The organism is Streptomyces sp. NPDC030991, assembly GCF_055571235.1.
In genome coordinates this window covers 23,588-48,336 of the sequence record NZ_JBVIFR010000009.1, presented here as the reverse complement: position 1 = coordinate 48,336, position 24,749 = coordinate 23,588, and the positions used below count along the sequence as shown (strand labels likewise).

The following is a 24,749-nucleotide window of genomic DNA, read 5'->3' as shown; positions in this document are numbered from 1 at the left end:
ACCGCGCGGAGCGGACACGGGGCGGGCGCCGGACGGCGCCCGCCCCGTTCGGCTCAGCGGCTCCCCCGAACGGAGCCGCTCACCGCGAAGGGGACCCCGGCGCGTGCCACGGTGGACGCACGCCTGTCCCCACCCTTCTGGCCGGAGCCGTGCCATGGCAGACCTGCAGGACGAACTGAACGCCACCACGGAAGTGGGCGAGCTCGACCGCCCCTCCGCGCCGGCCGAACACCCCGAGCACCCCGAACACCCTGAGCCGCCCCACCCCGAGACCGACCCGCTCCCGGCCCGCGACCTGCTCGCCCGGCACCCCGTCGCGGACGGGTACTGCGGCCTGCCCGGCACCCTGGACACCCTGCCCTGGTACGACCTCGAACTCGGCGAGTGCGCTGTCGAGACCGACCTCCCGCGCCTGCGCGCGGGCGGCACCGGCGCCCTCCTGTGGGCGCTGGCCACCACCGACGACCGGCCGGTCACCTCGACGCTGGAACAGATCGACCTCGTCAACCACGTCGTCGCCCGCTACCCGGACGGCCTCCGCCTGGCCCGCTCCGCCTCCGAGACCGCCGACGCCCGCGCCCACGGCCGGATCGCCGTCCTCATCGGCCCCGCACCCGCCGCCGCGGTCGGCGACTCGCTCGGCACCCTCCGCGCCCTGCACGCACTGGGACTGCGCGTCCTCTCACTGAGCGGCGCCCGCTGGGCACCCCCGGACCAGGGACTGACCCGCTCCGGCGAGGAAATGGTCCGCGAGATGAACCGGCTCGGCATGCTCATCGACCTCACCGGCGCCTCCCCCGTGACGGCCACCCGCGTCCTCGACGTGTCCAAGGCCCCCACGGTCCTCACCCGCTCCGGCGCCCGCGCCCTCAACAACCACCCCGACAACGCCCCCGACGAACTCCTGGCGGCCCTGCGCGTCAACCGCGGCCTGTGCCTGGTGCCCTGCTCCGTGGCGCGCACCGGGCCCGCGCTGCGCGACATGGCGGACCACCTGGACCACGTACGCCGCGTCGCGGGCCCCGAGGCGGTCGGGCTCTCCGGGATGTACGACACCGGGGACACGCACCCCGAGGGCCTCCCCGACGCCGCCGGCTACCCGGCACTGATCGCCGAACTCATCGACCGCGGCTGGCCCGAGCCGGACCTCTCCCTGCTCACCTGGGGCAACGTCCAACGCGTACTGCGCGGCGTCGAGTTCACCGCACGGGCCGCGCGCCGCCGCCGGGGCCCGTCGACGGCGATGCGCTGACCCCGCGCCCTCAGCAGGCGCGGGCAGACCTCAGCCGGCGCAGAGGCAGAACGGATGCCCGACCGGATCGGCGTACACCCGCCAGGTACGGCCGGGGTCGCCCGCGTCGAGCACCGTCGCACCGAGCGCCAGCACCTCCTTCTCCGCGCGGTCCAGGTCCTCGACGGTCAGGTCCAGGTGGAGCTGCTGCCCGCGCTCGGCCGACGGCCAGGACGGCGGCACGTACCCGGGCGACCGCTGGAACGCCAGCTGCCCACCGCCCGGCACCTTCAGGACGAGCCAGTCACCGTCCTCCTCGGAGTGCGTGAGCGTCCCGTCGAGAACAGCCGCGTAGAACCCGGCGAGCTCACGCGGATCGGGACAGTCCAGGGCGACGACATCGAGCTTCGCAATGGCCATGGTTCCTCCTTGAGTCACCCACAGAGGGCTTCTGTCGGTACGACCGTTACCCCATGACCACCCCGCACCGGGCGCCGCCACGCGGAGGCCCGCCGAGGCCGAGCGCCCATCAGGCCGACGGGCGCCCCATCGCCCGGTACGTCCAGCCGGCCTCCCGCCACAGCGAGGCGTCCAGCGCGTTACGGCCGTCCAGGATCGTCCGCGCCGTGACCACCGCGCCCAGCTCCGCCGGGTCCAGCTCCCGGAACTCCCGCCACTCCGTCAGATGCAGCACGACATCCGCGCCCCGCACCGCGTCCAGCGCCGACTCCGCGTACCCCAGCGTCGGGAAGAGCCGCCGCGCGTTGTCCATGCCCTTCGGGTCGTACACCGTGACCTGGCCGCCCTGGAGGTGGATCTGCCCGGCGACGTTCAGCGCCGGCGAGTCCCGTACGTCGTCGGAGTCCGGCTTGAACGCGGCGCCGAGCACGGCGACCCGCTTGCCCAGGAACGACCCGCCGCCGAGCGCCTCACGGGCCATCTCCACCATCGCCCCGCGCCGCCGCATGTTGATCGAGTCGATCTCCCGCAGGAAGGTCAGCGCCTGGTCCGCACCGAGCTCACCTGCGCGCGCCATGAACGCCCGGATGTCCTTGGGCAGACAGCCGCCGCCGAACCCGATGCCGGCCCGCAGGAACTTGTGCCCGATCCGGTCGTCATAGCCGATCGCCTCGGCCAGCTTCGCGACATCGCCGCCGGCCGCCTCGCAGACCTCGGCCATCGCGTTGATGAAGGAGATCTTGGTGGCGAGGAAGGAGTTCGCCGCCGTCTTGACCAGCTCGGCCGTGGGGAAGTCCGTCACCACGAGCGGCGTGCCCTCGCCGAGCGGCGTCGCGTACACGTCCCGCAGCAGCTTCTCGGCGCGCTCGCTGCCGACCCCGATCACGATGCGGTCCGGGTGCAGCGTGTCGTTCACGGCGAAGCCCTCGCGCAGGAACTCCGGGTTCCACGCCAGCTCCACGCCCTCGGGCAGCAGCGCCGCGAGCCGCTGCGCGGAGCCGACCGGCACGGTCGACTTGCCGACGACCAGCGCGCCCGGCTCCAGGTGCGGGGCCAGCGAGGAGAAGGCGGCGTCCACGTAGCTCATGTCGCACGCGTACTCGCCGTGCTTCTGCGGCGTGTTCACGCACACGAAGAGCACATCGCCGAAGGCCGCGGCCTCCGCGAAGTCCATCGTGAACCGCAGCCGCCCGGTGGACTTCTCGAACCCGGCGACGTGCCGCCGCAGCAGCTCCTCCAGGCCGGGCTCGTACATCGGGACCTCGCCCCGCGTGAGCATGTCGATCTTCTCGGGCACGACGTCCAGGCCGAGCACCTCGAAACCGAGCTCGGCCATGGCCGCGGCATGTGTGGCGCCGAGGTATCCGGTACCGATCACGGTGATCTTCAGGGCCATAGCGGGGCTCCAGAGGTGTGGGTGTCGCGTGCGCGGATCGAGCATAGTCGGGGCATACACGAGCCCTTCGGCGGGCAACTTCCCCGCTGTCGCGTAGCTCACGTATCCCTGACGCGGCCCGAGATCTAAAATTTGGGTTACTTAACGGTAATTAGCAGCGCTTGGAGCGTGAGACACCTTGGCCGGATCGGCTTCCACCCCGGAGTTCGACCTGTACCGCCCGTCCGAGGAGCACGACATGCTCCGCGAGGCCATCCGCGCGCTGGCCGAGACGAAGATCGCGCCGTACGCCGCGGCGGTCGACGAGGAGGCCCGCTTCCCGCAGGAGGCGCACGACGCCCTCGTCGCCTCGGACCTGCACGCCGTGCACGTACCCGAGGAGTACGGCGGCTCCGGCGCCGACGCGCTCGCCACGGTCATCGTGATCGAGGAGGTCGCCCGCGCCTGCGTCTCCTCCTCCCTGATCCCGGCCGTGAACAAGCTGGGCTCGCTCCCCGTCATCCTCTCCGGCTCCGAGGAGCTGAAGAAGAAGTACCTGGGCCCGCTGGCCAAGGGCGACGGCATGTTCTCGTACTGCCTCAGCGAGCCGGACGCCGGTTCGGACGCGGCCGGCATGAAGACGCGCGCGGTGCGCGACGGCGACTTCTGGGTCCTCAACGGCGTGAAGCGCTGGATCACCAATGCGGGCGTCTCCGAGTACTACACGGTCATGGCCGTCACCGACCCCGACAAGCGCTCGAAGGGCATCTCCGCCTTCGTCGTCGAGAAGTCCGACGAGGGCGTCTCCTTCGGCGCCCCCGAGAAGAAGCTCGGCATCAAGGGCTCGCCGACCCGCGAGGTCTACTTCGACAACGTCCGCATCCCCGCCGACCGCATGATCGGCGAGGAGGGCACCGGCTTCGCCACGGCGATGAAGACCCTCGACCACACCCGCATCACGATCGCCGCGCAGGCGCTCGGCGTCGCCCAGGGCGCCCTCGACTACGCCAAGGGCTACGTCCGCGAGCGCAAGCAGTTCGGCAAGGCGATCGCCGACTTCCAGGGCATCCAGTTCATGCTCGCGGACATGGCCATGAAGATCGAGGCGGCCCGCCAGCTCACGTACGCCGCCGCCGCCAAGTCGGAGCGCGGCGACAAGGACCTCACCTTCCAGGGCGCCGCCGCCAAGTGCTTCGCCTCGGACGTCGCCATGGAGGTCACCACGGACGCCGTCCAGCTCCTCGGCGGCTACGGCTACACCCGCGACTACCCGGTCGAGCGCATGATGCGTGACGCCAAGATCACGCAGATTTATGAGGGCACGAACCAAGTCCAGCGAATCGTGATGGCCAGGAACCTGCCGTAGCGGGGTTTTTGCAGGTCAGAGGGGTTGCGAGGCGCTCCGAAGGAGAGCGCCCGGAACCGCTCCAACAAACCAAGGAACGCCCTTGCCTCGATTGGCAGGGGTGTTCGGTTGTTGGTGCGCCGAGCAGGTGGTCAATCGCCCCTGGGTGGGATGACGAATCCTCGCATCGGCCCTGAACCCGGTTTCTCCTCCGGGAACCTGGCGGCCACGGCCGCCAGCACGTCTACGGTCACGTCCCGACGTGTGGCGGAATCAGCGGCGTCGTACACCCGCCATCCTCCTGCCGTGTCCTCCGGGTTCTCAGGCGCGACCACACCAGGGATTCCCAACTGCCGCAGCATGGAATCGACTTGTCGGGCCTGCTCAGCGTCCACATTTCCGCCTTCCGTCTGCTCGCGGCCGGCCTAGCCACCGCCACTGCCCGAGCAGTGCGAAGCGCACTTGCCCGGATTGATCGGCCCGCAGCCGCCGGGTTTCGGTGTGTGGGAGCAGTTTGCCGCCACCGGGACCAGGGACTTGGTCGGGCCCGTCCACAGCTCACGGCGTTCGCACAGCTTCTCCTACAGGTTCGTATGAAGGATCAGTGCGTGCCACCCCTCGTCCACCACGTTGGAAGGCGTGATCTTGACGGTGGGGAACTGCGTGGCGGCGTCCATGAACTTGAGCGCTTCCACCACGATCCGCTCAGCCGTCGTCTCGTCCATGCCGGGGTTGTTGTCGATGACGGTCGCGACGACGCCCCCGAGCGCGGCAGGGGTGATTAATGCGCGTACACCGTGCATGGGCGTTCCTCCCTGCCTGTTGTGGCAATTCACAGCCCACCCCGGCGGCTCGACTGTCCAAGGTTTCCGCTGCCGGGGTGGTGGCTCTACTCGGCGCGGACCGCCATCGCGAACGACGTACGGATGCGTCGGAATCCGGCATGACCAGACCGGCCTGTGTGGTTCATGCACTCCACATCCACCGGTGCCGAGTCTGCGGCGGCAGTGGCCTTCCAGCCGCAGTGCAGGCACTCGGCCTCGAACGTCGCGCCCGAGTCCGGGTGTTCGGTAATCCGGTACCTCACGTATCGCAGGGTCCTCTTGGTGCTCACAGGCCACTCCTGCGGCTCCGCTCGTTGGCCTCGGCGACCTTGGCGCTGAGTTCCCCTCGCGCTTGCGCCGCCGTGGCCTGATAGTCGGGGCACCTCGGGCTGCCGCACCGGCATCTCGGCCACTTCAGGCCGTCACCCGGAGCAAAGTCCCCACCTTCGGGTCCGCCTGCGTCGGCCTTGGCCACGAGCACTGCCCCGTCGATACCGAAGGCTCCGGCAAGCTGAGACAGGAAGCGTCTGCTTTCCCCGCTACTCATGTGGTCAGCCGCTCCGATGTCGTGCGTTCCGTTCCCGCCCGCCATGCCAGCCCTCCAGATCGATTCCGCGTCGATGTGGTGACCGTAGGAATCGGGGAGTGCCGAGCTCCACAAACTTGCATGAGCTTGCACGCCAATTGGCTGGCCCAGTAGCGGTATTGACGTCATCCCCGCAGCTCGATGAAGCTGATGCAAGTTCGAGCAAGTACCTAGACCAAGGAGCCGGCCCTGGCCGTAGAGTTCGTCGAAGTCGACCCCGACACCGACCGGGACCACTGCCCCACGGTGTGGGCTGACGCGGTAGCCCAGGAGATCTTGTTGCGGCGATGGAAGCCGAGCCACGAGACGCAGGCGACGTGTGAGGGGAGCAGTCCCGCGAACGGTCCGGTGCCCGACAGCGAGGCCATCGTCAGGATTCCGGCCCGGATGATTCCGATGATCAGAGAGACATGCGATGCCGTCGAGCGTGCCCAGCTTCGCTGAGCTGCTTGGCCGGTGCGAGCGATCCGCCGTCCACCTGGAATTGCGCGACTCATACGCCGCCACTGACCGGTTCGAGGCGTGGAAGCGTGGGGAACGGATCAACTCGGAGTACATCCGCTGGGAGCACTACGTCACTCATGCCAACGCCACGGCAGGGGAGCAAGTCCGTTGGCTGCCCCGGCGACAGGCCACGGCCATTCCCTTGCCAGGAAACGACTTCTGGCTGTTGGATGACGCGCTGCTCCGGGTGCACCACTTCTCCGGTGACGGTGCGGTGGTGAACGACGAGATCACGGCCGACCCGGAGACAGTGAAGCTGTGCTCCACTGCGTTCGAAACGGTCTGGGAGCGAGCGATCCCGCACCATCGGTACAAGGTCTGACGAAAGCCGGCTCCGTGCCCCTGCACCCCTCCTCACGCGTTCAGAAGGCCCGCGAAACCCTTGCCGGCCGTCTGCGGGAGATCCGGAAAGACGCGGGGATCAGTGGGCGGGAGCTGGCCGTCAGGTGCGGTTGGTCCGAGTCGAAATCGTCCCGGATCGAGAACGCCAAGACGCCTCCGTCCGATACCGATATCCGGGTGTGGTGCCGGGCCTGTGCCGTCGAGGACCAAGCCGCGGACCTGATCGCGGCCAACCGGCAGTCCACCGAAGCGCATGTGGAGTGGAAGCGACTCCAGCGGACCGGCCTCAGGAGACTCCAAGAGAGCACCGGCGACCTGTACCGGCAAACCAGGACCTTCCGCGTCTACGTGTCCGATGTGATCCCTGGTTTCCTTCAGACAGCGGGGTACGCCTCCGCCCTGCTGTCCTCCATCGCGGACTTCCGAGGAACACCGGACGACGTGAGCGAAGCCGTGGCGGCTCGGATGCGGCGTAACGAGGTGCTGAGCAAGGGCGGGCGCCGGTTCTCCTTCGTGCTGGAAGAGTCGGTGCTGCGATACCGACTGTGCAGCGCCGAAACCATGGCAGCGCAGCTCGGCCACCTGCTCGGGGTCATGGACCTGCAGAACGTCGCCGTGGGCATCGTCCCGTTCTCGGAGCAACGGGCCGTGTGGCCCATGCCAACCTTCACGATCTTCGACGGCCGGAGGGTACACGCCGACACCCTCGACGCCGCCTCCACCCTCACGCAGCCGAGCCAGGTCGAGCTGTACGCCCGAGCCTTCGAAGGTCTCTCGCAGCAGGCCGCGCGGGGAGCGGCAGCCCGCTCCCTCATCGCGGACGCGGTGGCATCCCTGGGCTGACCGAGGCGGGGCCCTCGCCCTTGCGGCGTACGAGTTCGGCGGCCTGCCAGGCCGAGAGCAGGCCCATGTCGAAGACCCGGTGCCACTGGGCGGGCGTCACCTCGGCCAGCGGGCGCACTCCCACAGCAGGGCGTGCACCAGGACCGGCGGCTTCGGACGCGGAGTCGAAGGCGCGGCCCAGCACGGCGGCGGCGTCAGCCGCTGGACACGGTGACCTTCTCGTCGTTGTTGAACTGGTCGACGAGCTGCTTGACCTTCGTCTTGTCCCAGAGCAGGTTGCCGCCGACCGAGCCGTTCGTCGGCATGTTCATGGACTTGCCGTCGCCGCCGGAGACCGACTTCATCGCCATGAACATGGACGCCAGGTTCCACAGGCTCATGTCCTTGTCCACGACGAGCGAGTCCAGGCCCGCGCCCAGCGTCGGGTAGAGCTTGAAGGGGTTCATGACGGTCGTCGGGGACGCCACCTTGTGGGCGAGCGCCGCGAGGAACGCCTGCTGGTTCTTGGTGCGCTGGAGGTCGGACGCGGCGAACGCGTGGCGCGTACGGACGAAGGCGAGGGCCTGCTGGCCGGTCAGGGTCTGCTTGCCCGCCTTGAAGTCGGCGCCCGACCACTTGTCCTTGAACCCTTCCTTCAGGTTCATCTCGACGCCGCCGACCGCGTCCACGATGCTCGCGAAGCCGCCGAAGCCGATCTCCGCGTAGTGGTCGATGTGCAGGCCGGTGTTGGACTCGACGGTGCGCACGAGCAGCTCGGGGCCGTCCTCGGCGTAGGCGGCGTTCAGCTTCACCTGGCGGCCGGTGGCCGGGTAGAGCTTGCCGGACTCGGCGCCCTTGAAGCTCGGGATCGTCACGTTCGAGTCGCGGGGCAGCGAGACGAGGGTGTCCCCGTTGCCCCCCACGTGCAGGATCATCATGGTGTCCGTGCGCTTGCCCTCGGCGGAGCCGGTGTGCAGCTCCTTCTTCTGGGCGTCGGACATGCCCTCGCGGCTGTCGGTGCCGACGATCAGGTAGTTCGTGCCGTCGCCCGCGTCGGGCCGGTCGATGACCTTGGAGAGGTCGACGTCCCGGTGGAGCTTGGAGTCGGCCCAGAAGTACGTGCTGACGCTGGTCACGACGACCACCGTGACGACGGCGATCGCGGTCCACTTGATGCGCTTGCGCCAGTTCGGCGCGGGGCGCGCGGGCCGGCCGCCGGGCGGCCCGTACCCGTCCCCGGCACCGCCCCCGCCACCGGCGGCGTGGCTGGGCTGGCCGTAGACCTGCCCCGTGTTGTACCCGCTGTCGTACGACGGGTCCTGCCCGCCGGGGCCCGCGGGACCGCCCCGGCCGCCGCGCTCGTCGCGGTAGGGATCGTCGTACGCGTCGTCGTAGCCGGGCTGCTGCGGGACGGGGCGCTGCACGTGTGGCATGACACGCGCGCCTTCGGGGCGTGCGCTCGCGCTGCCACGGCCGTAGCCGCCGCGGCCGCCGCCGCCCTGCTGGTCGCTCCGCCCCTCGGGCCAATCGCTCATGGGGCCAGTGTGCCGTGCAGAGCCATGTCCCTTACAGGGCGGTCGGGAAATCAGGCCATGGCTGTTGCAGAGCTGACACATTCCGGCCGCCCTTAGGGTAGGAGCCATGACAGACCAGGCCCACGGCACGGAATCCGACATTCCGGGCAAGCCGACCGCAGCTTCCCGCACGACGTTGTCGCACATCATGACGCACAGTGACACCAACCTCCTGGGTACGGTGCACGGCGGTGTGATCATGAAACTCGTGGACGACGCGGCGGGCGCGGTGGCCGGCCGGCACTCCGGCGGCCCGGCCGTGACGGCGTCCATGGACGAGATGGCGTTCCTCGAACCGGTCCGTGTCGGCGACCTCGTGCATGTGAAGGCCCAGGTCAACTGGGTCGGCCGGACCTCGATGGAGGTGGGCGTCCGGGTCCTGGCCGAACGCTGGAACGAGTCGGCGCCCGCGCAGCAGGTCGGCTCGGCGTACCTGGTCTTCGCGGCGGTGGACGCCGACGGCAAGCCCCGCGTCGTCCCTCCGGTGCTCCCGGAGACCGACCGCGACCGGCGCCGCTACCAGGAGGCGCAGATCCGCCGCCAGCACCGGCTCGCGCGCCGCCGGGCCATCAAGGAGCTCCGGGCCCGCACCGGCCCGGACGGGGACTGAGGAGCGGCGCCCCGGGCTGCCCCCTGCCCCGGCCGCCCGCGCCGCTCAGCGGCACACCACCTCGTCCCCGGTGACCGCCCCGAACTCCCCCTGGTACGCGTCCTCGGCCCGGACCCGCCGCACCCCCGCGTAATCCGTCCCGACCCGGACCTTCAGCACGGGCCCCTGCCCCGGTACGGGCTGCATCAGCGCGCCGGGCACCGCGGTGGCCAGGGACTTCGCCGAGCGGTCCCAGCGCGGGTCGTACAGCACGACCGTCTGCTTCGCGGTGCGGTCCGCCGCGTCCACCGGCGTCCGGGTCGTACGGAACCGGGTCGCCCTCAGCGCGGCGTCGACCTTCGCGCCGAGCCCCGCCGCCATCGTCGCGTTCTCCACCTGGACCCGGATCTGCTGCGGGGAGACATCGACGACGATCGCCTTCTTGCGGTGGCGGTGCACGGCGAGCGGCTGGTCCTCGCGCAGGGCCCGGAACAGCTTCTCGGACTTCACCGGGTCCCACTTCACCGTGGAGCCGATGCCCTCGACGGGAAAGTCGAGGGTGCCGATGGGCACGGTCGTGAACTCCGACGACGACGGCGTGAACGAGCGCATGGCCCCCGCCAGCTGGACCATCTCGTCCGTCCCGAACCCCTTGTCGGCGCGGACGGAGCTGAGCAGCGTACGGGCGACATCGCGGAACCTGACCGGGTTCAGCAGCACCCCGGACGACGTCGTCCGCGAGATCAGCGAGGCGAGGAAGCGCTGCTGGCGCTGCATCCGGCCGAGGTCGCCTGCGCCGTCCGTGTGCCGGGACCGTACGTACTGGAGCGCCTGGCCGCCGTCCAGCTGGTGCGTGCCGACGCCCAGGTCGAGGCCGGTGTAGGAGTCCTGGAGCGGGCGGGCCGTGCAGACCTCGACGCCGCCCAGCACGTCGACCGTCCTCATGAAGCTGGTGAAGTCGACCTCCAGATAGTGGTCGATCTTCACGTGCGTCATGCTCTCGACGGTACGGACGGTCAGCTGCGGGCCGCCCTCCGCGTAGGCCGCGTTGATCTTCACCGGGTGCGCGTGGTGCTGATCGCCGCTGTTCTGGTCGGTGTGCGGCGGCATCATGGCGTACGAGTCGCGGGGCAGGGAGACGACGGACGCACGCGCGTGGTCGGCCGAGATGTGCACGATCATGATGGTGTCCGTGCAGTGACAGGGTGCACCGCCGAGCCGGTACTTCTGCCGCTCCGCCTCGGTGATCTTGTCGCGGCCGTCGGTGCCGACCAGCAGGACGTTCATGCCGTGCCCGGCGGCCGGGCGGTTCTTCATGTCCCGGAACGGGTCGATCCGGTCGATGCCGGTGTCGAGGCCGGTGACGAGCGCGTGCCCGATCCCGGCCGCCGCCAGCACCGTCGCGGAGAGCGTCGTGGCCATCCGCATCCCCCATCGGGGCTTCTTTCTGCGCAGGGGCTCGATCGGCCGGCTCTGCGCGGGCCGCGGCGGGCGACGGCTCGGACGAGCGGGGGAGCGGGGCGGCGTGGGCACGTGGGGGACACCTCCGCGAAAGCGGGCGTGGGACGCGAGCACCGTAGGCCGATACGATCTCCTGCCCGCGGTAGTGAACCGGGCGGCGCGCACCCGTGTCCCCCGTTAGCGGTAACGTGACCCACGATGAACGTGAACTCCGCGCCGCAGCTTCCGGCCGTATCCGTGATCATGCCCGTCCTCAACGAGGAGCGGCATCTGCGCGAGGCCGTCGAGGCGATCCTCGCTCAGGAGTACGACGGCGAGATGGAGGTCGTGGTGGCCCTCGGGCCGTCCACCGACCGCACGGACGAGATCGCCGCGCAGCTCGTGGCGGAGGACCCCCGGGTGCACACGGTGCCCAACCCGACGGGCCGCACCCCCGCCGCGCTGAACGCCGCGATCAAGGCGTCGCGCCACCCGGTCGTCGTCCGCGTCGACGGGCACGCCGCGCTCTCGCAGGGCTACATCGCGACCGCGGTGCGTCTGCTGGCCGAGACCGGCGCGATGAACGTGGGCGGCATCATGCACGCCCAGGGCACCAACGACTGGGAGAAGGCCGTTGCCGCCGCGATGACCTCGAAGATCGGCGTGGGCAACGCCGTCTTCCACACCGGCGGCTCGGCGCAGACCGCCGACACGGTCTACCTCGGCGTCTTCCGCCGCGAGGCCCTGGAGCAACAGGGCGGCTACAACGAGGAGTTCATCCGCGCCCAGGACTGGGAGCTGAACTTCCGCATCCGCGACGCCGGCGGCCTCATCTGGTTCTCGCCCGAGCTGAAGGTCTCCTACCGCCCGCGGCCCTCCGTGAAGGCGCTGGCCAAGCAGTACAAGGACTACGGCCGCTGGCGCCACGTGGTCGCCCGCTACCACTCGGGCTCCATCAACCTGCGTTACCTCGCCCCGCCGACCGCCCTCGTCGCCGTCGCGGCGGGCATCGTGGCCGGCGCGGCCCTCACGCCGTGGGCCTTCGTCCTCCCGGCCGGCTACCTCGCGGCGATCGTCGCGGGCTCCGTCCCGGCCGGCAAGGGCCTGCCGCTCAAGGCCCGCGCCCAGATCCCGGTCGCGCTGGCGACGATGCACATGTCGTGGGGCTGGGGTTTCCTGACGAGCCCGAAGTCGCTGGCGAAGCGGGTCATCGCGTCCCGCCGCCCGACCGTACGCAACGCGGAAGCGGCGGCCAACTGACGGACAGGGGGCGGGAGTTGGCCTCCCGCCCCCTGTCCATCAAGTCCGGAGGCTCGCTCGCCCGAAGGCTCGCTCGCCGGACCGGCCGGTCGTCGGCTCAGCCGCAGTGCACGCCGTAGTCGATCTGGACGTAGCTGTTGCTGCCGGCCTCGCCGCCGTAGTCGATGCACTTGCCCTTGGCGTACACATAGACGGGGCCCGCGTAGCTGCTGTAGGTGCCCGCGTCCATTTCGTTCGACTTCCACACGGTGTCGGTCCGGTGGATGCGCAGCCGGGCGTCCAGGTACTTGGAAGTGCCCGGGGAGTCGTTGACGGTGACCACGCAGTTGTAACCGGTGGCGCCGCTGTAGGTGATGTAGGCGACGCCGGAGCCGACGTCCTTGGAGCCGATCACGCTGTAGCCGGATCCGCATGCACCGTTGTAGGTCGCGGCCGCGGCCGGGGTGGCCGAGAAGGCGATGCCCGCGGCGGCCAGGCCGAGGGTTGCGGCGATGCCGCCGAGTCGGCGCGTGAGCATGATGGTTCTCCCGATCTGTTCGGCGTATGTCTACGCTTGATCATATAGAGATACGCCCGACCGAGGGCCAGGTTTGCTACCGCCAACTCGCCTGACTGCAGCGTGAGTTGCTGGCCGGGCGGGACGCAGTACCGCCGGACGAGGGGCAGTTGGTCACCAGGCGCACCAGGCGCACCAGGCGCACCAGCCACTCCCCGCCGCCTCGTCACACCGGCCGTTGTCAGCTGCAACCCATCGCGGTGCTCCACCACTCGTCGCCGGGCTGGATCGTGTGCAGGTAGACGCACTGGTCGGGGGCGTGGACGTACACCGGCCCGGCGTACTTGGTGTAATTGCCGTCGTCCTCGTGCCAACTGCCCCCGGCGACACGGATGCCGACGCCCATGTAGCTCGCCTTGTTGTAGTCGCCGTTCTTGCTGTCCTTGATCTGGACCGCGCAGTTGTAGCCGTTGGACGGGTTGTAGAGCAGCACGTGCCAGTAGTAACTGCCGGTCACACCCTGCTCGTCTGCCGCGACGGTGGTGTTGTACGCGGAACCGCACGCGGACCGGGCGACGCTGACGGCATCGCTCTTGGTCGACGCGTCGGCGGTCGTGGCCAGCGGTGCGAGGACCAGGGCGAGGGCCGAGGCGGCTACGGCGGCGAGCTTTTTGCGCATGGGAGTCCTTCGGCGAGTCACGAAGATCGGCGGCGTGAGCTCACCACCTCGCTTCGAACCCGACCAAGACGTTGGCGTGTTCATGGCCGGATCGCGCGGAGGTATGGCCGATTCCGCGTGCCTCGGCGAGCCGTCAAATCCCGCCACGGAAAAGGGCGTTGACCAGCCAGTCGAGACGATGATCAGATGTGCGCGCTTTCCACTCTCATGTGCTTGTGGCAATCAGGCCACAGGCTTCGCACGCATGCCCAGGAGGGGTCGAAGTGCGCTCCAAGATGAGGAATTTCGCTCGTGCAGGTGTGGTGGCCGGAGGGCTCGGTCTCGCGTTGATCGCAGGAACGGGGGGCGCGCAGGCGTACACGTACGACGGTTCGGACCCCTCGTCGGCGGGGTGCGCCAGCGACGCGACGACGGTGCAGTCCGCCGTGGTGAAGAACGCCAACGCGCGGTTCGGCGTCATCGAGATGCGCTACAGCCTCAAGTGTCACACCGGCTGGGCGCGGCTCACGCTCGATTACACCCAGTCGGCGTGCGGGAACGCGTCGGCCGGCTACGACTGTGCGCATGCGTACATCACCCGTAACAACGATGGACGCAGTTACGGCTGCACCATCTCCAAGGGGCAGACCCAGTGCTACACGCCCATGGTCTACGACAAGGGGATGACCGCTTTCGCGCAGGCGGCGATCGACTCGGCAGCGGGTATGGCCAACACCCGGACGGGCTCCTACTAGAGCGCTGAGGGCGGGCATCGCCGCCGGCAGGTGGCGGCGGCACGTCCGTCTTGGTGCGGGGTCCAGGCGGTGGGGTCCCGCCGGGTTCGCGCCCGGCGGGACCCGGCGGCGTGGGGGAGGCCCGCCGCGTCTACCAGGTGAAACCTTCCTGCACGTGCATGCACGCACCGGTGTCGGCGCCGTTCAGGGGCTTGGACGAGTCAGGCGCCTTGCCGTCGGCCGGGACCGCGGACTTCGGATACGTGTCCCCGGTGCGCCAGTCGGTACCCACGGTGAGGGTGATGCCGGAGACGTCCGTCGTCCTGCGCACGGACGTCAACGGCAGATGGATGGCTTTGGCGACAGCCTCGGCACTGCGCCGCAGGTCGGCGGAGGGGTAGGCGATGGAGGTCTTTGCCCCGGCCCGGTCCTGGGTGTCGACTGTTGCTTGTGTGAAGCCCTTTTTCTCGAGCGCGGAGGCCACTGCTGTCGCGCGGTGCGCGACGGCTGCCGCCCCGTCCGCCGCGGTGCCGTTGCGGACCTGCACAGCGATGGTGTCCTCGGCCACGGCGGGTTCGGTGGACGCCTCGTCGGGCTGGTGCTTGGCGCCCTTGCCGTCCAGGGGTTCGTCGTCGCGGACCATGGTGAACAGCTCGTCGGCGTCGGTGGGCATGGGCACCACACGGTTGCGGTTCAGCGACCACTGGACCGTCGGCATGGTGGTCATCGTGATGCGCTCGGTCGGCACCTTCTGCAATTCCTTGGCAAGACCGTAGAGCTCCGAGAGCGAGGCGATGCTCTCGTCGACCGTCAGCGACTTGGTCGCCTGCTCGGCGAGTTTGCGCAGCTTGTTGGGGTTGGTCAACGTCGCGTTCTTCCGCAACTCGCGCACCATCGAGTTCATGTACATGTGCTGGGCGTGCGTGCGGCCGAGGTCGGTCCCGTCCTCGAAGCCGTACCGCGTGCGGAGCCACTTGAGTGCGTCCTCGCCCTTGATGGACGTGGTGCCTCGCTTGAGCTTCAGCCCGGAACCCGAACCGTCCCTGTTCCGCGAGTGGATATTGGCGTCCACGCAGACCGGGACCCCGCCGATCGCGTCCGCCATCGACACCACACCCGAGAAGTCGATCTTCATGAAGTGGTCGATGGGGATACCGGTGAGCTCCTGCCACGTGGCCACGGTGCAGCCGGGGCCACCGCGGCCGAGCGACTGGTTCGTCATCGTGAGACTGGTGCTCGCCGCGTACGTCTTGCCGTCCGGGTCCGTGCACTTCGGAATCTTCACCATCGTGTCGCGCGGCATGCTGACGACCGACATGTTGCTGCGGTCGGCCGACAGGTGCAGCAGCATCTGTACGTCGGCGAGCGGGATGGCCCCCACACTCTCCTTGTGCCCACCAAGCTTGAGGTTCTCCTTGGTGTTGCGGCTGTCGGAGCCGATGAGAAGGATGTTGAGAGGGGTCTGACCCGCCTCGTTCGGCGTCGGTCCGGCGACCTTGGTCTCGCCCAGGTTGAGCTTGTCCTTCTTGATGTTGCTGTTCAGGTGCCGGTAGTAGAGGTAGCCGGCGCCGGCTGTGCCGACCACCAGCACCGCGAGGATGCCCGCGGTCCAGCGCAGCACCCGGTGCCGACGCCGCCGCCTCGTCCGCCCGCCCGCGTGCCGGCGCTCCCGGGGCTTGCGCCCTCCATGCTGTACGCGGTCACCGGCCGGAGCCTCCTCGTGCGGGTCACTGCCTCCACCCGGCCCACCGACGTGCGTGGCTGACTTCCCCTGTGCGTCCGGCTTCTCCTGTGCGTCCGACCGAGAGCTGTCTCCGCGCACACCGCTTCGCCCCATGTCCTGCCCCACCCTCCCCGCCCACGGCCATGACTCGGCCGCCCCGCTGTCTTACAGAGTTAGACAGTTGAAGGGCGGCCGAGGTTGGTCACTTGGCGCACACAGTCTTGTCAGCGGTTGTTTTGGGGGCGTCGACCTTCGCCGTACCGCCGCTGATGGGCGTCCCCGCGCCCTTGAAGTCCTTGCCGAGAATCAGGACGACCGCCGGCAACCCCTGGTCGTTCGTCTCGCTCTTGCCTTCCTTCAGCGCGGACCCCGGAAGACCCATGATGTCGGCGAGACGGCGGGCCTGGTCGGCCTGGTCGGGCGAGTACTCCAGGGTCGTCTTGGCCTGGTCCGGCTTGTTGCCCATCTGGCTGGACTTGGTGACGCCCTCGGTGTTCTGCAACCAGGTGAGCGTCGCCTGCGCCGCGCCGGTCTTGCCACTGCCGTTGTAGAGGTCGACGCGGACGTCACCGGCGGCGGACTTGGTGCCCTTGAGCTTGCTGTCGTCCGCGGCCTTCTGCTTCTTCTTCGTCTCGGTGAGGGAGGCGTCGTTCTTGATGGCGTCGAAGACCTGGGGGGCGGCCGCTTCGTCCAGGATGACGGTCTTGTGCACGACTCCGTCCGCCGGGTTGTCGCGGACCGGCACCGTCAGGAACGACAGGTTCTTCGGCGGCACCTTCTTGATCTCCAGGGCGATGTCCTTGAGCTTGCTCAGACTCCCTATGCCCTGGTCGACGGTGAGCGCCTTGGTCGCGGCCTCGGCCAGACTCGTCAGCTTCGTCGGACTGGTGAGGGTGTCGCCCGAACTCATCTTGCGGGCAAGGGAGCCGAGGAACTGCTGCTGCACCTTGATGCGGTCCAAGTCGCCCTGGTTGCCGAAGCTGTGACGGGTACGCAGGAAGGCGAGTGCCTGCTCGCCCTTGACGACGCTCTCGCCCGCGGGCAGTTGCAGGTGGGAGTCAGGGTCGTCGACAGCTTTCGCGACACACACCTGGACGCCACCCACCGCGCTGGACAGCGTCTTCACCGCGTTGAAGTCCGCCATCATGAAGTGGTCGACGGTGATCCCGGTGACCGCCTTGACGGTCGCCATCGTGCAGCCGGCGTCCCGATCGTCCTGCCCCAGACTGGTGTTGAAACGGACGTTCGGGGTGCCCGCAATCGTCTTGAGCTCGCCGCTCTTGGGGTCCTTGGCCTGGCAGGCCGGTACGTCCACGACGAGGTCGCGCGGAATGCTCAGCGCGGTCGCGTTCGTCCGGTCCTTGGAGACGTGCAGCAGCACGTTCGTGTCGGCGTGGCCGACGCTGCCCTTGTCGCCGTAGCCCTCGTTGCCCTTGCCGGTGCGCTTGTCGGTGCCGATGACGAGGATGTTGAACGCCTCGTCCTTGCTGAAGCCGTTCTTGGCGCCGACGACGTCCTGCGTCGTGATGTTGCCGTCGAGGTGGCGGTAGTAGATGTATCCGCCGGCCGCCGTGGCGAGGACCACGAAGGCCACGCCGCCGGACGTCCACAGCAGGACCTTCTTCGCCGTCGACTTCTTCTTCGGCTTGGAACGCCGTCGCCCTTGCGCTGCGGCAGGCGGCTGTGGCTCACGCCGCCTGCGCTGCGGAGGTACGTCCCGCTGCTCGCGTCTGCCGCCACGGGGTGCGGTGCGGCGGGGCCCCGGCACTGTCGACTGCCCAGCGGAAGGGCCCAGTCGCAGTTCGTAGTCACCAGTTTCGGGGTTGAGTACCCACTGGTCTGCCGGGTCGATGTCATCGGCCCGCCCACGGCCTTGCGCGTCCACGGTTGTTTGCATCCTCCGTCGGGGCCACGCGGCGCCTCGCCCCCCTTAAAGCAGGCGCCCGGTCAGTCGGTAAGCAGTGCGCGACCTCGCCAGGAGCATGGCCGGGTGCACCGGATCGCTCACACTATCCGCCCAGTTCAGCGTCGAGCGACGACGGTGACAAATTCCACTCCCCTACAACTGGGCATTCCGGCTCATATCTGTGAACCTGTGTGCCGACTGATGACTTCCGCTTTACCCGGGGCTGCTGTGACGCCTCACCGACAGGAGTCCTGACGGGCCGTGTTGCCGCGAAAAGTGGGCGCAGGGGACGGCGTGACGGAGGCTGCCGGCTCGGGACCGGGCTTCCCGTCGCCCCCCTGCCCGTACTCGTACGAGTCGTCGTAGCCGGTGCTCTCCTCGTACATCTGATCGCCCTCGGCCTCCACCTCCGCGGGCGTCTGCGGGGAGACGGCGACCGGGGCGTCGCTGCGCAGCCGTTCGAAGAGCCGTTTGGCGGCGGGCTGGACGAGCTGGTCCCGGTTGGCGTCGTAGACGTACGAGCGTCGCGGGACGGTCAGGAACTGGATGCGGTCGGCCGGGATGCCCCGCATCCCCCGCACGAGGTCGTAGAGCCCGCGCAGACTCGCCAGATCCGGGTCGGTGGTCAGCGAGGAGGTGGCCGCGTCGAGCACGGGGTAGAGCTTCGCGGGGTTCAGCAGCACCCCGTCGCTCTGCACCTTGGTGACGAGCGCGCCGAGGAACCGCTGCTGGCGGTCCATCCGGTCGGTGTCGCTGCCGTTGCCGAGGCTCTTGCGGGCGCGCACGTAACCGAGGGCCTGCTCGCCGTCGAGGCGGTGGCGGCCGCGGGCCAGTCGCAGATGCGCGTCCGCGTCGTCGATCGGCCTGTCCAGGCACACCTCGACGCCGTCGACGGCGTCGACCATGTTCTTGAACCCCTTGAAGTCGACGACCATGTGATGGTCGATCCGCACCCCCGTCATCTTCTCGACGGTACGGATGGTGCAGGCCGAACCGCCCACCTCGAACGCGTAGTTGAACATGGCGAACATGGTGTCGCTGCGGTCGCCGTCCATCCCCCGGCAGGCGGGCACGTCGACCATCAGGTCGCGGGGGAAGGAGACGGCGGTCGCGCTCCTCCGGTCCGCCGCGACGTGCAGCAGGATCGTGGTGTCCGAGCGCTGGGTGCCGTCGTTGCGGCCGTACTCGCGGTTCGAACCGGCCCGCGAGTCGGACCCGATGAGCAGCAGGTTCTGCGCGCCCGCGACGAGCACGCTGGGCCGTTCCTTCTCGTAGCGGGCGAGTTCGGCGGTGGCGTCCGCGTCCTCGGTGATGTTCCCGTTGAGCTTCTCGTACGCGATCCAGCCGGTCCCGCCCGCCACGAGGACCAGCAGCGCCGCGCCGATCGCCGAGTACCGCAGCCATCTCCTGCGCCGCCGGGTGCGCCCGGCCCCGGTCGGGGACGAGCCCCCGCCCGGTCCTGCGGGCGCCCCGCCGTCGGCTTGCGGAGGCACGGCTGCGGAGTCGGTCACGTGGGGTCCCCCTCATGGCGACGTAGACGTCACGCATGCGTACGCACGCGTCACTACGACCATGGACCCCGCCGGGACGACGGGCCGGGGGAGCTGAGCCGAACGGGCTACCGGGCGGTGGCGGTGACCCGCTCGCTCTCGATGCGCTTGGCGAGGGCTTCGTCGTCGAGCCGGTCGAGGTTGCGGCAGAGCACGACGGAGCCGCCGGCCGCCAACGGGGCGTACAGCCCGGCGCTCAATCCGCGCCAGGTGTCGAAGTCGAGCCCGGACAGCAGCCGCGACCCGGCCCCGGTCAGCCCGAGCTCCGGAGCGTCGGCGGCGGCCTTCTCGACGACCTCGGCCCCGGTCCACCGGGCCCCGGCGACGACGAGCGCGGGCTCCTCCGGGTCGACGGGGGAGAACGGGGCGAACCGGTCACCCTGCGAGGGCACTTCCACGGCGTAGTCCAGGAACCCCTCCGGCGGCTGCGGGAACCGCCCGCCCAACGGCCGCAACGCGAGCGCGACCCGCTCCCCGGAACACGCCCGGGCGGCGTCCAGGGTCTCCGGCCCGCTGACGACGAGATCGGCGGCGGCCGGATCCCCGCCCACCTCGGCGACGACCCCGACCGACGAACAGGCGAGCAGCCACACGGCTGTCTGCCAGTGCGCGGGCAACAGCACGGCGACCCGGTCCCCGGGCTCGGCGTTCAGCTCGCCTTGCAGCAGGTTGGCGGTCTTGGCCACCCAGTTGGCGAAGGTGGCCACCGACAACTCCACGCGTTCCCCGGTGGCATCGTCGTAGAAGGTGACGAGCGGCCGCCCCGGATCAGCGACGAGAGCGGCCTGAAGGAGAGCGGCAGGAGTACGGTGCGCGACATTCACGCGAACCACCCTACGCGGCCACCCCCACCCCCAACGGACGCGAGACGGCTTCACGACACCCGAGCAGGACACCCCAGAAACCCAGCGCAGGACGCCCCGCCGATGGCGGCAACCGATCCGCCCGAGGAGGCACCCCCGCCATCACAAGGGGGGCAGCGAGCCCGGACGGAAGGCCCACGAACGCGCACCCGCGATCGGACGGGAGGGGCGGCGTCGGGGTGCCCCCGCAGGACTCCGCAGGAACCCAGCGCAGGATGACCCGCCTATGGCGTACAGGTGGCGCGGCAACCGATCCGGCCGAGGAGGCACCCCGACGCCGCCCCGCCACGGAGACGAGGGCAAGGCGCCCCCGGACCGGAACCACCCACGAACGCGCACCCGCGATCGGACGGGAGGGGCGGCGTCGGGGTGCCCCCGCAGGACTCCGCGGGAACCCAGCGCAGGATGACCCGCCTATGGCGTACAGCAGGCGCGGCAACCGATCCGGCCGAGGAGGCACCCCGACGCCGCCCCGCCACCACAAGGGGGGGCAGGCGAGCCCGGAACCCCGCCCAGCCCCACCCCCAGGCACCCATATGGCACCGCCCATTGGCCGGACCCACCCCAACATGCCCAGGATCATATGCATGCGTGGATTTCTTGCTTCTTCCGTAGGCGTCACCTGCGCGGCCGCCCTGGCCCTCCCCCTCGCCCTGCCCAACTCCTCGCACGCCGCCGCCCCGGCCCCGGCGCAGGACTCGGCCCCGGGGAGCACCCAGTCGCTGGCCCTCGCTCCGCTCACCAACGCCACCCGCGCCTCGGGCACGCCTCAGGAACAGGGCCTGCCACAGCGCGACGTCCGCCCGTTCTCCCTGGTCGGCGTCGTCTGGGACGATCCGAACACCGAGCTCCACGGCCACGTACAGGTTCGAACCCGGACCAGCGGCACCACCACGTGGTCCGCATGGCAGGACGTGGAGACGCACAACGACGCGCCGGACCTGGACAGCCCCGAGCACAACTCGGCCCACGTCCGCGGCGCGACGGCCCCTCTGTGGGTCGGCGACTCCGACGGGGTGGAGGTCCGGGTGAACGGCGACGAACCCACCCGAGCCGAACCCCCGGCCCCGCTCCCCAAGGGCCTCCGCCTGGAACTGGTGGACCCGGGCACGGAACCCCCACCCCAGCGCCCGACGACAGACACAGCCCCGCCTAACGCGGCCCCGCCTAACGCAGCCCCGCCGAACACCGAGGCGGCAAACACCCCGGCGCAGAACACCACCGCACCGAACACCACCGCACCGAACACCACCGCACCGAACACCACCGCGGCCAAAACCCCCGCAGCACGCCCCGCCCCCGCGGCCAACACCCCCATCGACGAGTCCCTGGCCACAGAGATCCCGGCGCTGACCAAGAAGGCGACGGAGGACGAACTGATCGAGGCCCGCGGCGGCGACACCGGCGCGACCCAGGCCCGCCCCTACGTGGGCGCCCGCCCGCGCATCGTCACCCGCAGGGGCTGGGGCGCGGACGAGAAGATGCGTGAGCGGAAGTTCGCGTACACGAAGACGGTCAAGGCGGCTTTCGTGCACCACAGCGCGACCGGCAACAACTACAGCTGCTCACAAGCCTCTTCCGTGATTCGCAGTATCTACCGCTACCACGTGAAGAGCAGCGGCTGGCGGGACATTGGATACAACTTCCTCGTAGACAAATGCGGCACCATCTACGAGGGCCGGGCGGGCGGCATCACGAAGCCGGTGATGGGCGCCCACACTCTCGGCTTCAACACCAACAGCATGGGCATCGCGGTCCTGGGTTCGTTCAGCGGCACGAACCCGCCCACCGCCGCGGTGAACGCCATCGCGCGGCTGACGGCCTGGAAGCTCGGTCTGTACGGGGCAAATCCGCGCGGTACGACATATCTCAAGTCGGGCGGTGGCAATCTCTACCGCAAGGGAAAGAATGTGCGACTGCATGTGATCTCCGGCCACCGGGACGGCTTCGCAACCGAATGCCCGGGACGCCGTCTCTACAACAAGCTCGGCAAGGCCCGTAGCAGCTCCGCCCGCCTTCAGGGCCGCTGACGCCGGCCGGCCCGGGTCGCAGACGGTCTGCATACACTGGCCGGCCGAAAGACAGTTCGGCCGGCCCCAGCAGGAAGCAGAGACGACAGGTGACAGAAGCGATCCTCCTGGTCGGCGGCAAGGGCACGAGACTGCGCCCGCTCACGGTGAACACACCGAAGCCGATGGTGCCGGCGGCAGGCGTGCCGTTCCTCACGCACCAACTGGCGCGGGCGAAGGCGGCGGGCGTCGACCACATCGTCCTGGCCACGTCGTATCTGGCGGAGGTGTTCGAGCCGTACTTCGGCGACGGTTCCCGCCTGGGCCTGCACCTGGAGTACGTCACGGAGGTGGAGCCGCTCGGCACCGGCGGGGCGATCCGCAATGTCGCCTCGCATCTGCGCTCGGCCCCCGACGACCCGGTCCTGATCTTCAACGGCGACATCCTCACGGGCCTGGACATCGGGGCGCTGGTCCAGGAACACGAGTCGACGGGCGCGGACGTCTCCCTGCACCTTTCCCGGGTGGAGGACCCGAGGGCGTACGGCTTGGTGCCCACGGACGGGACGGGCCGTGTCACGGCGTTCCTGGAGAAGCCGCAGACGCCTGAAGAGATCGTGACGGACCAGATCAACGCGGGTGCGTACGTGTTCCGCCGCTCGGTGATCGACACGATCCCGACGGGCCGCCCGGTGTCGGTGGAGCGGGAGACGTTCCCGGGTCTGCTGGCCGGTGGCGCCCACTTGCAGGGCATGGTCGACTCCACGTACTGGCTGGACCTGGGGACTCCCGGGGCGTTCGTGCGCGGCTCCGCGGACCTGGTGCTGGGCCGTGCCCCGTCGCCCGCGGTCCCCGGCCGCTGCGGAGACAGTCTGATCCTGCCGACGGCGACGGTCGCCCCGGACGCCAAGCTGACCGGCGGCACGGTCATCGGCGAGGGCGCGCAGGTCGGCGAGGGCGCCCGCGTCTTCGGCTCCACGGTCCTGGACGACGCGGTGATCGAACCGGGCGCGGTCGTCACGGACTCGCTGATCGGCCGGGGCGCCCGCGTCGGGGCCCGCACGATCCTCACGGGCGCGGTGATCGGTGACGGCGCGCACGTCGGACCGGACAACGAACTCCAGACGGGCGTCAGGGTGTGGTGCGAGGCGACGATCCCGGCGGCGGCGGTCCGCTTCTCGTCGGACCAGTAGCCGCCGGCCGAACGGGAAGCTTCACTCGAACCGGAAACTCCAGCCGAACCGGAAACTCCACCCAAAACCGAACCTTCAACCGAACCGGAAGGTCCACCCAAACCAGACACTTCACCCGAACCGGCATCAGCCCCGAAAAAACCCCCAGCCCCGCCCCGAGCGAAAACCCCCTACCCTCGTAGGGCACACCCGCTCCACCCAAGGACCCCCGTGGCCGGCCGCCGATACACCCCTCGTACGCAACCCTCCCCGCCCCGCACGACAACACCCGCAGGCGGATCCCCGCTCCCGGCGATCCCGCCCCAGCCGCAGGCGCCGCTCACCCGCACCTACACCCCCCCGGCCCCCCTCCACCTGGGCCTCACCCTCGGCCCCCTGCGCCGGGGCCCCGCGGACCCCACCTTCCGCGCCACCCCCGACGGCGCCGTCTGGCGTGCGAGCCGCACTCCACAGGGTCCGGGGACGCTGCGGCTGGCGGAGCGGGACGGCACCGTACAAGCGCAGGCGTGGGGCCCGGGGGCCGACTGGTTCCTGGATCAACTACCGGCGCTGCTGGGCGAGTTGGACGACCCGACGCCCTTCGAGCCGCGCCACCGCCTGGTCGCGGAGTCGGCCCGCCGCCGCACCGGCCTGCGGCTGACCCGTACGGGCCTGGTCCTGGAGAACCTGATCCCGTCGATCCTGGAGCAGAAGATCACGACGGACGAGGCGTACCGCGCCTGGCGTCTGCTGCTGCACCGGCACGGCGAACCGGCCCCGGGCCCGGCCGGCGGCCAGGAGCTGCGGATGCGCGTCATGCCGGACCCGCGCGCGTGGACGCTGATCCCGTCCTGGGAGTGGCACCGGGCAGGCGTCGACAACAAGCGCGCCTCGACGATCATCCGCGCCGCCCAGGTGGCCCGTCGCCTGGAGGAGGCGGCCGCCATGGAGCCGGCCCGGGCCCGCGCCCGCCTCGAACTGGTCCCCGGCATCGGCCCCTGGACCTCCGCCGAGACGATCCAGCGTACGAACGGCGCCCCCGACGAGGTGACCACGGGCGACCTGCATCTGCCCCACACCATCGGCTACGCGCTCGCGGGCAACCGGGACGCGACGGACGAGGAGATGCTGGAACTCCTGGTCCCGTACGCGGGCCAGCGCCACCGGGCCGCCCGCCTCATCCTGCTGAGCGGCGTCGCACCGCCCCGCAGGCAGCCCAAGATGCGCCGGGTGAACATCGCCGAGTGGTAGCCCCACGGCCGAACCCACGGCCGAACCCACGGCCGA

General features: G+C 70.0%; 24 protein-coding genes. 11 read left to right on the top strand and 13 right to left on the bottom strand.

All coding sequences use genetic code 11. The annotated features are described in order from the left end of the window. Positions 1-154: 154 nt before the first annotated feature. On the top strand, positions 155-1,252 hold the full coding sequence (locus ACZ45E_RS18710) for a dipeptidase (protein ID WP_468222007.1): 1,098 nt from the start codon (positions 155-157) through the stop codon (positions 1,250-1,252). Positions 1,253-1,282: 30 nt separating this feature from the next. Here ACZ45E_RS18710 and ACZ45E_RS18705 read toward each other — a convergent pair whose 3' ends face one another. Beyond that, complete coding sequence (locus ACZ45E_RS18705; RefSeq protein ID WP_468222005.1) at positions 1,283-1,651, bottom strand: VOC family protein; 369 nt, start codon at positions 1,649-1,651, stop codon at positions 1,283-1,285. Between the two features lie 109 nt (positions 1,652-1,760). Beyond that, positions 1,761-3,086 carry a UDP-glucose dehydrogenase family protein gene (locus ACZ45E_RS18700; protein ID WP_468222004.1) on the bottom strand — a complete coding sequence of 442 codons (1,326 nt, stop codon included), beginning with the start codon at positions 3,084-3,086 and terminating at the stop codon, positions 1,761-1,763. Between the two features lie 178 nt (positions 3,087-3,264). On the opposite strand from ACZ45E_RS18700, the gene ACZ45E_RS18695 reads away from it, so the two are divergent. Next, entirely contained in the window at positions 3,265-4,431 is a 1,167-nt protein-coding gene (locus tag ACZ45E_RS18695) for an acyl-CoA dehydrogenase (protein WP_468222002.1), read from the top strand. Between the two features lie 560 nt (positions 4,432-4,991). Here ACZ45E_RS18695 and ACZ45E_RS18690 read toward each other — a convergent pair. Both ACZ45E_RS18690 and ACZ45E_RS18685 read right to left on the bottom strand, forming a co-directional pair. Then, on the bottom strand, positions 4,992-5,213 hold the full coding sequence (locus ACZ45E_RS18690; RefSeq protein WP_468222001.1) for a glycine-rich domain-containing protein: 222 nt from the start codon (positions 5,211-5,213) through the stop codon (positions 4,992-4,994). Positions 5,214-5,299: 86 nt separating this feature from the next. Beyond that, positions 5,300-5,638 carry a DUF7848 domain-containing protein gene (locus ACZ45E_RS18685; protein WP_468222324.1) on the bottom strand — a complete coding sequence of 113 codons (339 nt, stop codon included), beginning with the start codon at positions 5,636-5,638 and terminating at the stop codon, positions 5,300-5,302. A 371-nt stretch (positions 5,639-6,009) separates the two neighbouring features. Between ACZ45E_RS18685 and ACZ45E_RS18680 the strand changes: the two genes are divergently transcribed. From ACZ45E_RS18680 to ACZ45E_RS18670, 3 genes are read left to right on the top strand one after another with little or no spacing between them, the layout of a single operon-like run. After that, positions 6,010-6,264 (top strand): hypothetical protein, encoded by a 255-nt coding sequence (locus tag ACZ45E_RS18680; RefSeq protein ID WP_468222322.1) that lies wholly within the window; start codon positions 6,010-6,012, stop codon positions 6,262-6,264. Continuing rightward, the gene (locus ACZ45E_RS18675) at positions 6,236-6,646 is read left to right on the top strand and encodes a DUF6879 family protein (protein ID WP_468222000.1); all 411 of its coding nucleotides are present in this window, start codon (positions 6,236-6,238) and stop codon (positions 6,644-6,646) included. Before ACZ45E_RS18680 ends, ACZ45E_RS18675 begins: the two co-directional genes overlap by 29 nt. Positions 6,647-6,660: 14 nt before the next feature. Further along, a complete protein-coding gene (locus ACZ45E_RS18670; RefSeq protein ID WP_468221998.1) occupies positions 6,661-7,509 on the top strand; it encodes a helix-turn-helix domain-containing protein in 849 nt (282 codons plus the stop codon). On the opposite strand, the gene ACZ45E_RS18665 is transcribed toward ACZ45E_RS18670, so the two are convergent. Both ACZ45E_RS18665 and ACZ45E_RS18660 read right to left on the bottom strand, forming a co-directional pair. Beyond that, the gene (locus tag ACZ45E_RS18665) at positions 7,478-7,633 is read right to left on the bottom strand and encodes a hypothetical protein (protein WP_468221997.1); all 156 of its coding nucleotides are present in this window, start codon (positions 7,631-7,633) and stop codon (positions 7,478-7,480) included. The genes ACZ45E_RS18670 and ACZ45E_RS18665 overlap by 32 nt on opposite strands. Before the next feature lie 70 nt (positions 7,634-7,703). Further along, positions 7,704-9,023: an LCP family protein gene (locus tag ACZ45E_RS18660; protein ID WP_468221996.1), complete on the bottom strand. Its 1,320-nt coding sequence runs from the start codon at positions 9,021-9,023 to the stop codon at positions 7,704-7,706. 106 nt (positions 9,024-9,129) lie between these two features. On the opposite strand from ACZ45E_RS18660, the gene ACZ45E_RS18655 reads away from it, so the two are divergent. Next, entirely contained in the window at positions 9,130-9,672 is a 543-nt protein-coding gene (locus ACZ45E_RS18655; RefSeq protein ID WP_468221995.1) for an acyl-CoA thioesterase, read from the top strand. Positions 9,673-9,717: 45 nt separating this feature from the next. On the opposite strand, the gene ACZ45E_RS18650 is transcribed toward ACZ45E_RS18655, so the two are convergent. Then, positions 9,718-11,184, bottom strand: coding sequence for an LCP family protein (locus ACZ45E_RS18650; protein ID WP_468221993.1), 1,467 nt, complete (start codon positions 11,182-11,184; stop codon positions 9,718-9,720). Between the two features lie 126 nt (positions 11,185-11,310). Here ACZ45E_RS18650 and ACZ45E_RS18645 point away from each other — a divergent pair, with 126 nt between their 5' ends. Continuing rightward, positions 11,311-12,351, top strand: a complete 1,041-nt coding sequence (locus ACZ45E_RS18645; RefSeq protein WP_468221992.1) for a glycosyltransferase family 2 protein — start codon at positions 11,311-11,313, stop codon at positions 12,349-12,351. A 97-nt stretch (positions 12,352-12,448) separates the two neighbouring features. Here the strand turns inward: ACZ45E_RS18645 and ACZ45E_RS18640 are convergent, their stop codons facing one another. Together ACZ45E_RS18640 and ACZ45E_RS18635 are read right to left on the bottom strand one after the other, a co-directional pair. After that, positions 12,449-12,868 (bottom strand): spore-associated protein A, encoded by a 420-nt coding sequence (locus tag ACZ45E_RS18640; RefSeq protein ID WP_468221990.1) that lies wholly within the window; start codon positions 12,866-12,868, stop codon positions 12,449-12,451. Between the two features lie 220 nt (positions 12,869-13,088). Continuing rightward, positions 13,089-13,526: a serine/threonine protein kinase gene (locus ACZ45E_RS18635; protein ID WP_468221988.1), complete on the bottom strand. Its 438-nt coding sequence runs from the start codon at positions 13,524-13,526 to the stop codon at positions 13,089-13,091. A 326-nt stretch (positions 13,527-13,852) separates the two neighbouring features. Here ACZ45E_RS18635 and ACZ45E_RS18630 point away from each other — a divergent pair, with 326 nt between their 5' ends. Then, positions 13,853-14,260, top strand: a complete 408-nt coding sequence (locus tag ACZ45E_RS18630) for a DUF2690 domain-containing protein (RefSeq protein ID WP_468221987.1) — start codon at positions 13,853-13,855, stop codon at positions 14,258-14,260. Between the two features lie 130 nt (positions 14,261-14,390). Here the strand turns inward: ACZ45E_RS18630 and ACZ45E_RS18625 are convergent, their stop codons facing one another. From ACZ45E_RS18625 to ACZ45E_RS18610, 4 genes are all read right to left on the bottom strand, one after another. Continuing rightward, a complete protein-coding gene (locus tag ACZ45E_RS18625) occupies positions 14,391-16,076 on the bottom strand; it encodes an LCP family protein (RefSeq protein WP_468221985.1) in 1,686 nt (561 codons plus the stop codon). A gap of 88 nt (positions 16,077-16,164) precedes the next feature. Next, positions 16,165-17,847 (bottom strand): LCP family protein, encoded by a 1,683-nt coding sequence (locus tag ACZ45E_RS18620; protein WP_468221984.1) that lies wholly within the window; start codon positions 17,845-17,847, stop codon positions 16,165-16,167. A 257-nt stretch (positions 17,848-18,104) separates the two neighbouring features. After that, the gene (locus ACZ45E_RS18615; protein ID WP_468222321.1) at positions 18,105-19,361 is read right to left on the bottom strand and encodes an LCP family protein; all 1,257 of its coding nucleotides are present in this window, start codon (positions 19,359-19,361) and stop codon (positions 18,105-18,107) included. 125 nt (positions 19,362-19,486) lie between these two features. Beyond that, a complete protein-coding gene (locus tag ACZ45E_RS18610; protein WP_468221982.1) occupies positions 19,487-20,242 on the bottom strand; it encodes a TIGR03089 family protein in 756 nt (251 codons plus the stop codon). A 626-nt stretch (positions 20,243-20,868) separates the two neighbouring features. Between ACZ45E_RS18610 and ACZ45E_RS18605 the strand changes: the two genes are divergently transcribed. From ACZ45E_RS18605 to ACZ45E_RS18595, 3 genes are all read left to right on the top strand, one after another. After that, the gene (locus ACZ45E_RS18605; protein WP_468221981.1) at positions 20,869-22,311 is read left to right on the top strand and encodes a peptidoglycan recognition protein family protein; all 1,443 of its coding nucleotides are present in this window, start codon (positions 20,869-20,871) and stop codon (positions 22,309-22,311) included. A gap of 89 nt (positions 22,312-22,400) precedes the next feature. Further along, positions 22,401-23,483: a mannose-1-phosphate guanylyltransferase gene (gene manB / locus ACZ45E_RS18600; RefSeq protein ID WP_468221980.1), complete on the top strand. Its 1,083-nt coding sequence runs from the start codon at positions 22,401-22,403 to the stop codon at positions 23,481-23,483. 210 nt (positions 23,484-23,693) lie between these two features. Next, positions 23,694-24,713, top strand: coding sequence for a DNA-3-methyladenine glycosylase family protein (locus ACZ45E_RS18595; protein ID WP_468221978.1), 1,020 nt, complete (start codon positions 23,694-23,696; stop codon positions 24,711-24,713). Positions 24,714-24,749: the final 36 nt, after the last annotated feature.